The sequence below is a fragment of the Deferrivibrio essentukiensis genome (assembly GCF_020480685.1).
Taxonomy (GTDB): Bacteria; Chrysiogenota; Deferribacteres; order Deferribacterales; family Deferrivibrionaceae; genus Deferrivibrio; species Deferrivibrio essentukiensis.
On record NZ_JAJAFU010000002.1, the window covers coordinates 186,323 to 198,433 of the forward strand.

General features: G+C 32.8%; 14 protein-coding genes. 7 read left to right on the top strand and 7 right to left on the bottom strand.

All coding sequences use genetic code 11. From position 1 onward, the window contains the following. Nucleotides 1–36: 36 nt before the first annotated feature. On the top strand, nucleotides 37–2,451 hold the full coding sequence (locus LF845_RS02110; RefSeq protein WP_242819341.1) for a FapA family protein: 2,415 nt from the start codon (nucleotides 37–39) through the stop codon (nucleotides 2,449–2,451). A gap of 1 nt (nucleotide 2,452) precedes the next feature. Then, entirely contained in the window at nucleotides 2,453–2,848 is a 396-nt protein-coding gene (locus LF845_RS02115; protein ID WP_242819342.1) for a molybdenum cofactor biosynthesis protein MoaE, read from the top strand. A 13-nt stretch (nucleotides 2,849–2,861) separates the two neighbouring features. Here LF845_RS02115 and LF845_RS02120 read toward each other — a convergent pair whose 3' ends face one another. The 3 genes from LF845_RS02120 to ruvB are packed head-to-tail and all read right to left on the bottom strand — an operon-like array spanning nucleotide 2,862 to nucleotide 6,030. Beyond that, nucleotides 2,862–3,629: an enoyl-ACP reductase FabI gene (locus LF845_RS02120; protein ID WP_242819343.1), complete on the bottom strand. Its 768-nt coding sequence runs from the start codon at nucleotides 3,627–3,629 to the stop codon at nucleotides 2,862–2,864. Between the two features lie 36 nt (nucleotides 3,630–3,665). Further along, entirely contained in the window at nucleotides 3,666–5,000 is a 1,335-nt protein-coding gene (radA, locus tag LF845_RS02125) for a DNA repair protein RadA (RefSeq protein WP_242819344.1), read from the bottom strand. A 1-nt stretch (nucleotide 5,001) separates the two neighbouring features. Beyond that, nucleotides 5,002–6,030 carry a Holliday junction branch migration DNA helicase RuvB gene (ruvB, locus tag LF845_RS02130; RefSeq protein ID WP_242819345.1) on the bottom strand — a complete coding sequence of 343 codons (1,029 nt, stop codon included), beginning with the start codon at nucleotides 6,028–6,030 and terminating at the stop codon, nucleotides 5,002–5,004. A gap of 224 nt (nucleotides 6,031–6,254) precedes the next feature. Between ruvB and LF845_RS02135 the strand changes: the two genes are divergently transcribed. From LF845_RS02135 to LF845_RS02145, 3 genes are read left to right on the top strand one after another with little or no spacing between them, the layout of a single operon-like run. Next, nucleotides 6,255–6,809: a hypothetical protein gene (locus tag LF845_RS02135; protein WP_242819346.1), complete on the top strand. Its 555-nt coding sequence runs from the start codon at nucleotides 6,255–6,257 to the stop codon at nucleotides 6,807–6,809. Between the two features lie 31 nt (nucleotides 6,810–6,840). Then, nucleotides 6,841–7,329, top strand: a complete 489-nt coding sequence (ybaK, locus tag LF845_RS02140; protein WP_242819347.1) for a Cys-tRNA(Pro) deacylase — start codon at nucleotides 6,841–6,843, stop codon at nucleotides 7,327–7,329. Further along, nucleotides 7,322–7,966: an HAD family hydrolase gene (locus LF845_RS02145; protein ID WP_242819348.1), complete on the top strand. Its 645-nt coding sequence runs from the start codon at nucleotides 7,322–7,324 to the stop codon at nucleotides 7,964–7,966. The genes ybaK and LF845_RS02145 overlap by 8 nt, the downstream gene beginning before the upstream one ends. 18 nt (nucleotides 7,967–7,984) lie before the next feature. On the opposite strand, the gene ruvA is transcribed toward LF845_RS02145, so the two are convergent. The 4 genes from ruvA to LF845_RS02165 form a co-directional block, all read right to left on the bottom strand. After that, entirely contained in the window at nucleotides 7,985–8,563 is a 579-nt protein-coding gene (ruvA, locus tag LF845_RS02150; RefSeq protein WP_242819349.1) for a Holliday junction branch migration protein RuvA, read from the bottom strand. Next, entirely contained in the window at nucleotides 8,553–9,041 is a 489-nt protein-coding gene (gene ruvC, locus LF845_RS02155; RefSeq protein WP_242819350.1) for a crossover junction endodeoxyribonuclease RuvC, read from the bottom strand. Before ruvC ends, ruvA begins: the two co-directional genes overlap by 11 nt. Before the next feature lie 2 nt (nucleotides 9,042–9,043). Next, on the bottom strand, nucleotides 9,044–9,781 hold the full coding sequence (locus LF845_RS02160; RefSeq protein ID WP_242819351.1) for a YebC/PmpR family DNA-binding transcriptional regulator: 738 nt from the start codon (nucleotides 9,779–9,781) through the stop codon (nucleotides 9,044–9,046). Nucleotides 9,782–10,303: 522 nt separating this feature from the next. After that, nucleotides 10,304–11,191 (bottom strand): transposase, encoded by an 888-nt coding sequence (locus LF845_RS02165; RefSeq protein WP_242819352.1) that lies wholly within the window; start codon nucleotides 11,189–11,191, stop codon nucleotides 10,304–10,306. 142 nt (nucleotides 11,192–11,333) lie between these two features. Here LF845_RS02165 and LF845_RS02170 point away from each other — a divergent pair, with 142 nt between their 5' ends. Beyond that, entirely contained in the window at nucleotides 11,334–11,639 is a 306-nt protein-coding gene (locus LF845_RS02170) for a hypothetical protein (RefSeq protein WP_242819353.1), read from the top strand. Continuing rightward, on the top strand, nucleotides 11,627–12,111 hold a 485-nt coding region (locus LF845_RS02175; protein ID WP_242819354.1), incomplete at its 3' end, for a nucleotidyl transferase AbiEii/AbiGii toxin family protein. The genes LF845_RS02170 and LF845_RS02175, both read left to right, overlap by 13 nt.

The following is a 12,111-nucleotide window of genomic DNA, read 5'->3' on the forward strand; positions in this document are numbered from 1 at the left end:
ATTTTTATTGCCAAATAAATTTTTACTTTATAATCTATGTTAGATATGGAATTCGCAGACAGATATATAACAAAAGACTTTTTGGGAGATTCCCCTGCGGGAAAATATTTTGCCGGTGAAGATAAGAAATTTAACAGAAAAGTATTAATCAAGATTCTCGACAATGCTAATGAAGATACCAATAAAGATATTGAGAAGCGTTTTGACAACCTAACAAAGCTCTCCGGGCAACTTATCCATCCCAATATCTTAACAACAATAGATTATTTCAAAACGGATGATAAACTTGTGTCTGTTCACGAATATATTGACCCAAACCGCACAATGCTTGATTTAAAAAAGATTTCTCTACTCTCAATGCAGGAAAAGCTTAAAATTGCAATAAACCTCGCCGATGCATTGGATTTTTGTCACAAAATAGGTTTTTTCCATAATAATATTTTGATGGATTCCCTTTATCTAAATGACAATATTAACATAAAAATAGACCACTGCGGATTAAAAAGGGTGGTAAAAAACGAAACCCTTTACAGTGAGCTCGGCATAGAATCAAAAACGCCATTATTTTACCCTCCTGAATATTTCAAAAAAAGCTACAACCATTACTCTGTAGATATTTTTCAGTACGGCTGTTTTCTATATACTCTGTTTGTGGAAATTTACCCTTTCGGAGAAGAGATTTCCGAAGAAAATATAAGAAAATTAAAAAATCTTGAATATTTTGACCCATCTTGTTTTGCAGATGTAAACAAGAATATAATCAGTATCATTAAAACATGTCTTAACAAAAATCCGGAAGAAAGATTTAGAAACTTTACTGATATACTATTTGAGCTCAAAGATGCAGAAGATGAAAAAAAGATAAAAGCTGCAGGTTACAGTTTTAAAATAAAAGACAATAAGACTTTTATGATTGTGCCTAAAGGGTACAAAGCCGATATTGAGGAGATAGAAAAAAAACTTATATCTCAAAATATATACAATTATGACATCAACAAAATCAAGTATGCTATCCTTTACTCTAACGGAAAAGAGATTGAAATCGGTGAAAACTTCAAAAAAATTGACCCTACACTTTTTGAACAAACCGAAATTGAGATTAATAAAGACGCTACTAAAGCTTTTTTTGTCAAGAAGAAAACTTTACAACTGACACCTGAGGAAATAACTTTTATACTCAAAAAAAATGGTATCAAACACGGAATAGTGCCTGAAAATATACAAAAAATTATCGATTCAGAGCCTGAGCAGTCAATCCTTATTGCTGAAGCTACCCCACCTGAAGATGGGCTTGATTCTTATTTTGTCTACTTTTTTGAGAAAGATAATGTACTTAAACCAACTATAGAAAATGATATAGCAGATTTTAAAAATATATCGGTATTCCAAGAAGTTAAAAAAAATGAGATATTATGTTTGAAAATTCCATTTACTTTGGGAAAAGATGGAAAAGATGTTTTTGGAAGACCTATAAAAGCAAAACCCGGAAAAGATTTTAAAATGCCTGCAGGCAAAAATACTTATATCTCAAGTGATGGGTGTAAGTTAATGTCCACCATTGACGGACTTATAGATTATCAGAATTCAAAAATTAATGTTAAAGAAGTGATTATAATCCACGGAGATGTAGACTATTCTACCGGCAACATAAAATATCATGGAGATGTAATAATAAAGGGTGATATTCTTCCAGACTTCTCAGTTAAAGCAGGTGGAGATATCAAAATATTTGGTGTCGTTGAGGGAGGATACATAGAATCTGAAAAAGGTTCGATTTCGGTCAAATCCGGAATATTTGGCAAAGAAAAATCAGAGGTAATCGCATTTAAAGATATTGGTGCTGAATTTATTCAGGACTGTAAAGTTGTAGCCGGTCAAGATGTTAGTGTAAAAGATTATGTCAGAAATTCTAGCGTAACCTGCGGGAGAAGCTTTATTTGTACAAAAGGTATTGGGCAGGTTGACGGATGTACAATTACCGCAAAAAGGTTTATTCTGATTAATATAGCAGGAACAAAGCCTTATGTAAAAACATCTCTCATAATTAACAGGCTTGATAAATTCAAGCTCAAAGCTGAAAGAAAAGAACTATTGGAAAAACTAAAAACGGTAGAAAATAGTATCATTGCCGTAAAAAACAATCTTAAAAATCTCATAATAAAGCATGGGGATATAGAAGATTTGCTTATGAATAGCGAATATAAGCTCTTATCGGAAAAATTAAAACTACTCGAAGATTTATCAGGCTCCATCAATGAAAAATTAAGAATAAATGAGGACAATATAACATATGTAAGCTCTTCAACTAATGAATTTATTGCCATTAAAAAGGCTATTTACCCTGATGTTATATTAAGAATTGGTAATCTATCATTTAAAAATGAAGAGGAAATTTTCAGCAACATTAAAGCAGAAGTTGAAGAAGGACAAATAAAATTAAAGGTGAAATAGTATGAATCTAAAAGTTTATCTGACTGACAAAAATATCGATTATATGAAAGAGTATGACAATTTTTATGAAAACTTGGACGACTCAACCGGGACAATTTTAATCCACCACGGCAAGGCAAAATATCCGGGGAAATATATAGAAAATTACACTGAAATAAACCTTTTTTTGAAAGATGAAAAAGCTCTTGAAGTTTTAAGGGAAGAATCTGAAAAAATCTACAAGGAATATAATCTAAACAAACTGTTTGTAATACACCGGATAGGCAAAATTAAGAAAAATGATTCGATACTGTTTCTCGCATGTGAGGCAAAAGATAGAATTGGCGCTTTTGACGGGGTAAGAGCGCTTTTGGAATTTATAAAAGCAGAAAATCTAATCGGATTAGAAGAGATTTAGGCAGCAATACTGCCTAAATCCCCAATATATTGTATCCGGAATCTACAAAAATAACTTCGCCTGTTACGCCATTTGAAAGGTTTGATGCAAGGTAAGTTGCTGTGCCGGCCACATCGTCCGCAGTAATATTTTTTCTGAGAGGTGCCTTTTCTGCCACTGTTGCAAATATTGATTTTAGTCCTGAAACACCGCTTGCGGCAAGTGTTTTAATCGGACCGGCGGAAATTGCATTTACCTTCACACCCTTTTCACCCAAATCGTTTGCCAAATATCTGACTGATGCCTCCAAAGCAGCCTTTGCAACACCCATTACATTATAATTTTGAATAACTTTTTCAGAGCCGTAATAAGTCATTGCAATTACGCTTGCATCGTTACTAAACAAGTCTTCAGCAGCTTTACAAAGTGCCACCAAAGAATATGCACTGATATCAAGTGCAATTCTAAAACCTTCTCTTGAAGTGTTTACATATTTCCCTTTCAATTCTTCCGCCGGCGCATATGCCACAGAATGAATTAAAATATCGATTTTACCAAATTGCTCTTTCACAATATCAAATGTTTTTTTGATATCTTCATCTTTAGTAACATCACACTGCACGCAAAACTTCCCACCGAGCTCTTCAGATATTGGGATTACACGCTTTTTTAATGCCTCCCCAGCAAAAGTAAATCCGAGCTCAGCACCTTCCTCTTTAAACTTTTTAGCTATCGCATACGCTATAGACCTGTTATTAGCCACACCAAATATAACAGCTTTTTTACCATCTAATAGTCCCATTATCGCCTCCTAATTTTACTCTATTTATATACCTATCTAAAATATATAATTTAAAAACTCATCAACCTTCTTAAATTTAACTATCTCTATCCCTTCTACCGAATCATCATAATCCGCAGGTAAATATACCTTTGAAATCCCCATTTTTTTACACTCATTTATCCTGAAATTCATCGAGGAAACAGACCTTAGCTCACCTGTCAGTCCAACTTCACCAATAAAGGCAACATTTAAAGGTAATGAAATTTCTCTAAAAGATGACATTATTGCCGCTACCACAGCCATATCAGCACCCGGCTCATTAATTTTAAGGCCGCCTGCAATATTTACAAATACATCGGTCTGTCCCAAATTTGCCCCAACCTTCTTTTCCAAAATCGCTATCAACATATGTAATCTGTTTAAATCCATACCGTTTACATTTCTTTTGGAAAAGTTGAAATAAGTGTTTGACACAAGAGATTGAATCTCGATAACAATCGGTCTTGTGCCTTCCAATGTCACAGCCATAGCCCTTCCCGGAGCTGTCTCAGATGAATTAATAAAAGCAAGTGTAGTAATCTCTTTTAACCCCTCACTCTTCATCTCAAAAAGCCCCACTTCATTTGTAGAGCCAAATCTGTTTTTTACGGCACGAAGTATTCTAATACCTCTCGTATAATCCCCTTCAAAATACAAAACAGTATCAACTAAGTGTTCAAGGACTTTCGGGCCTGCGATAGCTCCATCCTTTGTCACCTGTCCTACCAAAAATACAGTTATGCCTCTTGATTTTGCAAGCTCCACAAGCAGCTGAGTAACATATCGTATTTGCCCGACAGTGCCTGCTGACGAATTCAAATCCTTTGAATAAACTGTTTGAATAGAATCTATAAATATAAAATCGAAAATATTTTCTTCTAAATTGCCAAATAGGTCATTTATATTTGTAGTTGATAAAATTGACACATTACTACTATTAACCTTTAACCTTTCTGCTCTAAGCTTAATCTGAGAAGCGGATTCTTCTCCACTTAAGTAAAGTACCGATTTTTGTAAATCAGAAAGTTTTGAAGCAATCTGAAGCATTATGGTAGATTTACCGATACCTGGCTCACCACCTATCAAAACAACAGACCCTTTAACTATCCCACCACCAAGCACTTGATCAAATTCATTTATTCCGGATGTTGTCCTATCGACCTCAAGCCCTCTTATTTCACTGAGCAAAATAGGTCTGTTTTCAAAACTGTAAGCTTTTTTTGTGGTAACATCTTCAATAACTTCCTCTACAAAACTATTCCATGCGCCGCACTCAGGACATTTTCCCGTCCATTTAGGTGCAACAGCGCCGCAGCTTTGACAAATATAATTAGTCTTCTTTTTCACCATCTTATTCCTGAATAAAGTCTTCTATTGTTTTTTGAGTATTCACTGAAATTTTTAAATGGTCGTAAGCAAAACGAGTTACTACCCTTCCCCTTGGAGTCTTTTTAATAAATCCTCGATAAATAAGATATTGCTCTATCACATCTTCGACTGTGTCTTTCTCTTCAGAAATAGTTGCCGCTATTGTATCAAGCCCCACCGGACCACCATCATATTTTTCTATTATTGAAAGCAGATAACGCCTATCAGAGTTATCAAGCCCTTCTTCATCTATTTCAAGCCTTTTAAGACCATCCTTTGCAATTTCAAGATTAATTACACCGTCATTTAAAACTTCCGCAAAATCTCGTATCCTTCTCAATATGCGGTGAGCAATCCGTGGCGTCCCCCTGCTTCTCCTTGCTATTTCAACAGCTGCATCATCTGTAATTTTCACTCCAAGAACACCTGCCCCGCGCAAAATAATCTGCTTTAAATTATTAATATCGTAAAAATCCAATCTAAATGTAACCCCAAACCTATCCCTCAATGGGGATGACAATAGTCCAATCCTGGTAGTTGCTCCAACAAGCGTAAACTTAGCCAAGTCTATTTTAATTGTCCTTGCAGCAGGCCCCTGCCCGATTATAATATCCAGTGCATAATCTTCCATTGCAGGGTATAAAATCTCCTCAACCGTTGCATTCAATCTATGTATCTCATCAATAAAAAGTACATCACCATCATTCAAATTAGTCAAAATAGCCGCCAAATCCCCCGGCTTTTCAATTACAGGGCCACTTGTAGATTTAATCCCTACCCCCATCTCATTGGCAATAATGTTTGCCAAAGTTGTTTTTCCAAGGCCCGGTGGTCCGTAAAAAAGGCAATGGTCAAGACTATCATCCCTTTTTTTTGCCGCTTCCACAAATATTTTTAAGTTTTCAATTAGCTTTTCCTGACCGATATAATCTTTAAAAAGTTTAGGCCTGATTGTCTGATTCAAAATATCTTCTTCAGCTCTTTTGCCATCAAAAATTTCATTTTTATCCATATTTCAAAATAGCAGTTAAATAAACAAAAATCAATCTTTCTTAATTCAGCAAGAAGAGACATTGAAGAACTAATATCTAAGTTAAAAATCTATAATTAATATTTTTACTTTTAATCAAACAAACAGAACAGTGTATAATTATTAAATTTCTATAAATAAACATATAATTATAATTATTATTTTTATTATTGAAATTAACATAATTATGTTATATTATTTTACATATGACATTAACATTGAATAAAAAAGTTGAAAAACTAATTTGTGAGCTCCCACCATGTATTTTCAAGTTTAAATACATATTAAATCGCCGTTGGCCATTTTTATACCCTCACCGCAGAGAAAGGGTCGCAGATATCATTATTATGAGGGAGATAAATAAATTTAACATAAACATATGTGATTTACTTGATAATCAAAATCATCATAAAGAAAAATTATTTACTGTGCCAATTATAAGCGTAATGGAAGCATTGATTTTTGAATATGGAAATCAGGAAAAGATATTTGAAAATATTTCCCACGGGTTAGCACTATACAGACTTGCTTCAGAAGGCATTATCAGTGAAAATTTATTATCAAAAATACGAAAGCTGTATTTCTTAAGAGATAAAATCTTAAATGATAATTATTTTGGGGATATTTGCAGAGATGATATACCTTGCAGCTACTTTGAAGCAAATACAGCCCTTTTAGAGCTTGAAAAGTCTCTCTTTTCACACTTTAAAGCTAAAAAGAAAAAGGACTACTGCTTAAAATTTCAAGAAATATTTCTTTGACTTTAAAACTTACATATAATATTTTACCCTTATGGCAAAGGTAAAATACCCTAAAACAAATGCGATAAGGTTTTTGGAAGAGAATAAAATCCCTTTTGAAGGCTTTTTCTATAAGTATGAAGAAAGGGGCGGCACTAAAGTCTCAGCAAGAGAATTGGGTGTAGATGAGCACATTATAGTTAAGACTATTATTATGGAAGATGAGAGCAAAAAGCCATTTACAGTTTTAATGCACGGGGATAAAGAAATTTCTACAAAGAATCTTGCAAGGATTTTAAATGTCAAAGCTGTATCCCCTTGTGCGCCTGAAACTGCCAATAAACACTCCGGCTATATTGTCGGAGGCACATCACCCTTTGGCACGAGAAAAAATATGCCGGTTTTTATGGAAAAGTCTATATTGGATTTGGAATATATTTTCATAAACGGTGGTAAGAGAGGATTTCTCGTAAAAATAAATCCAAGAGATGTACAAAGAGTATTAAATGCAACACTTGTTGAAGTAGGTATAGATGGATAACATACTTGTAATATTTGATATGGACGGGACATTAGTGGATACGAGAAAAGACATAACCATATCAATTAATTATGTTAGAAACACAAAAGGTCTTCCTCCACTGGATGAACAACAGGTAATAAAAATAATCAATTTCAAAAGGGAAAAGTTGGCTTTACATTTATATCATACGGAAGAATATTTGCCTGAGGACAGGGAAATTTTTGAAAATCACTATCTAACTCAATGTACAAAAAACGTAAAACCTTATGAGGGGGTTATTGAGCTGCTCAGCTCTCTTAAAAAAAACAATGTAAAACTTTCTGTTGCAACAAATGCTCCCACTAAATTTGGAGAAAGGATATTAAGTGCTGCAAAGATTGACCATTACTTTGACCATATCGTGGGCTCATGCAAAGTAAAAAATGCAAAACCTGACCCGGATATGATTTATTTGATACAAGATTTTTACTCAGATAAAAATTTAAATAAAAATTTTCTTGTTGGAGATAATCATACGGACATAAATGCGGCAAAAAATGCGAATATCCCATCTATTTTTGTAAAATGGGGCTACGGCAGTTTTGACGGTATTACACCCGACTTTACGGCAGAAAAACCTGAGGAAATAGTTAAGTATATTTTAGATGAAAACTAACTAAACATTTTTATCTTTTTACTTTGCTAGCTCTTTGAGTGAATTTTTGAGAAGCTCTTCGAAAGAAGAGTCAGGTTTGCCAACCTTTTTTATTATGTTTATACAGTCTGCTTTTTTATAACCAAGATTGACAAGTGCACTTAGGACGTCTTCAAGTGCATTATTGTCATGTATTTGGCTATCAACTGTTTTTTCCATTTCAAAACTATCTTTAAGTTCAAGAATTATCCTCTCTGCTGTTTTCTTACCAATACCTGGAATTGATGAAAGCTTTAATATATTTTTAGAGGCGATGACCTCTTTAAGCTCATTAAAATCTATTCCTGACAATATCGAAAGAGCTAATTTGGGGCCTACCTTTGAAACCTTATTCAGCAGCAAAAATACCTTCTTCTCCTCCACATTCTTAAAACCGTAAAGAGCTACCAACTCTTCTTTTACAATTAGGTGTGTATATAAGCTAACCTCTTCGCCAATATTAGGCAATTTTGAAAATGTATTTACACTTATTGCACATTCAACAGCAATATTACCAGTTTCCACTACTGCCTTTCCGGGAGTCTTTTCGAGCAAAACGCCTTTAACCCTATAAATCAAAATAACCTCCGGTGAGATTTAGTCCAAGACAAAGAGCACACCCTAATGCATCTGACACATCATATTTTACTTTATCAAGCTTTAAGTTTAGATGCAATTCAACCATCCTTTTAACCTGCTCTTTATCCGCCTTTCCATAACCTACCACCGACTTTTTTATCTGTAAAGCGGTAAATTCATACACTTTTACCCCTTTGCTAAGGAGTGTAGCCATAATTGCTCCACGAGTATGCCCAAGCAGCAAAGCACTTTTAATATTCACGGAAAAAAATACATCTTCCACAGCGGCATATTCAGGATTATACTCTGTCAAAATATCGTTTAACTTGCTGCAGATAGTATCAAGCCTTTCGGGCAACTTTTTTTTTGAATCTGTCTTGATAACATTGTGATAAAGACAGGTGAGTGTTTTATTTTCTAATTTTAAAACACCCACCCCGGTATTGTTTAATCCAGGATCAATCCCTATAATATTCAATGTTATTCTAACTCACTTTCATCTATATCAGCATTCGTATATACTTCTTGCACATCGTCCAAGTCTTCCAATACTTCAATCAGGGTCATAGCCTTTTTGGCATCCTCCCCTTTTAACTCTACTGTTGTCTTAGGTTTCATTGTAATCTCAGAAAACTCTATTTCAATATTTTGTGTCTCAAGAGCTTCTTTGATCGAATAATAGTTATCAGGCTCAGATATAATCTCATATCCTTCTTCACTGACTTCTACATCTTCAGCACCTGCTTCAATCGCAAGCTCCATAATCATATCTTCATCCGCTGATTCTCTCTTAACATTTATAATCCCTTTCTTTTCAAACATCCAAGCCACACAGCCTGCTTCGCCCATGCTTCCGCCACGTTTTGTAAGATTGCTTCTTACTTCTGCAACAGTTCTATTTTTATTATCAGTAAGTGCATTAACCAATATGGCAAACCCACCAGGACCATACCCTTCGTATGTCACTTCATAATAAGTAGTGTCATTACCTTCACCTGTACCCTTTTTAATAGCCCTTTCTACATTGTCTTTAGGCATATTTGCCGATTTTGCTTTATCAAGTGCTACACGAAGCCTCGGATTCATCTCAGGGTCACTTCCACCTATTTTTGCAGCTACAGTTAACTCTTTTGCAATTTTAGTAAATACTTTACCTTTTTTTGCATCCTGAGCAGCTTTTCTATGCTTAATATTCGCCCATTTACTGTGACCAGCCATTTTATTCCTCCAAATTTATATTGACATTTGATTATACGGCCTTGACGCTGTGAGTATATAGAATATTTAAAGAATAAATTCAAGCAAAACTCTTATCTCATTTAAATCAAATAAAGGGACAGGTAAATAATTTAAATAATAGACTAAAACTCACAGGTATTCTTATTACTTGTTATTTGGACGAAAATATTTATGAATCGATGAAGAACTTTTTATTATTTTTTACTTACTGTCTTTACTACAAAAAAATTAGCTCTACTTTTATCAATAATCTTTTTACTGCCATTTTACTTTTATTTGTTCATCAACTGATTTAATTCTTCTTACTATATCCTATAATTGCAAATGTAGTCTTTTTCCCTGCCTCTTTATATCTTAAATTATTAATGAAATTGTAAAAGTTAAGATAAGATTAATTACAAGTATAGTATTCTCTTCTCGACGTCTGCTTATTAAATTATTTCCATCAATTTAATAAGAAATAACACATAATTTGCGTATTGCAATTATTTAACTATTTTTTCAATTTACCAAACACCGAAAAGAGTAAATATTTTCAGATATCGATGATTTATGAGCCTTTCTCTCTTTTTTCTTAATCAACTTGCCTGCAATATTATAATAATTCAAAATAAATTCTTTTGACCCAATAACTACTCCATCACTAAAATATCTTATTCTGTTTTTTAGTACGGATGAAACCTTATACTCTCTTTTAGATTTTTCATTTAGTAGTATTTTACCTTTACCTTGTCTTTCTTCCATTCCTATTTGATACAAGATGGATAAATATTTTCTTATTTCTATTTTTTCAGTATAATTAAAAATTCCGTCAAAAGATAAGAATTTATCTTTATTGCCAAACTGAATACGATATCCAATGCTACTCCACCTATAATCTTCAGGCCTTTTGACTATTTTGGCTCGAATAGGATTTAAATCGATATAAGCGATTGTATTAACAAGTGCTTCTCCACTTTCAATCAGCACACTTTTAAATCTATCGCCCCATAAATAACCTTTTCTATCATGTAATTTATTAAACCAGCGTGAAAAAGTTAGCTTTATAGATTTCATATATTCAGATATGTCAGAAAATTTTTCTCTATGTTTTTTTATTTCTTCATCGCTGAAATCTTTTCTCTTAGGATATAGCATATTTAGTCTTTTCAGTATATCTTGTTTGGTGTAACTTGATGGTAATTCTGATTTTATAACCAAATGAAAATGGTTACTCATGACACAATAGCCTATTACTTTTACAAAATATATCTTACTAAAATATTTAATAATGTTTACTAACTTCTCTTTTTCAACATCATTAAAATAAAATTCTCCGCCAACTGTTCGAGAGATTAAATGATACCATGCTTCTTCACCCTTAATTTTTAGTCTTCTCATTCTACCCATATTTACCTCCGAGTGGTTTATTAATTTTTAAAATTGTTTAAATATGATGTCAAGGGTTTTGTTAATTATTTGCCTGTCCCTTTATTTTTTACTTTAAATTTTTAAGTATTGTGTTATTATTTGATAATAATATGGGGCTATGATGAGTATTAATAGTATAAAAAGAGAGTGTTTTTGGGATTATGACTTATCTGAAGATGATATTTTGAGAATTGTCAGCAAAGGGAGTTTTAGTGAGAAAATCTTTCTTTTTCAAAAAATTCTTGCAAACAGCAAACATCTTTTGCGTGATTTACAAATTTTTAATAAGGATGACCTCAAAACTCTTTTAAAAAATTATAATGTACCTAATTTTAACAGGGATTTCTTATATAAAAGAAAAAACATCGTTGAGTTCTTCTTTTTTGATAAAGAATTAGAGATCGAAGAGTTAAAATGGACATCTTAGATTATAATGAGCTATATAAAATTCAAGATAAAGTAATGGAACTTGTTTTCTCTTTTAATAATGAGTTTTATCTGACAGGAGGTACTTGCCTAAGCCGATTTTATTTTCCTAAAAGATATTCTGACGACCTTGATTTTTTTTCAAACAATTATAATCAGTTTGCCTATGACATAAAAAAAATAAAAAATATTCTTTCTAAAAATTTTGCTCTTTCAGTTTTGGTAGAAAGTAAGGATTTTGTAAGATTAATAATTGATAATACATTACAAGTTGATTTTGTGAATGATAGAGTTCCAAGGTATAAAGAACCAAATTATCTTTCTAATGGATTTGTTATTGATAATGTTGAAAATATCCTATCAAATAAAATTACAGCTGTCTTGGGCAGAGATGACCCAAAAGACATTTTTGATATATATCTTATCTGGAAAAATCATACTTTTGATTGGAGTGATATTTTAAATTCAGCACA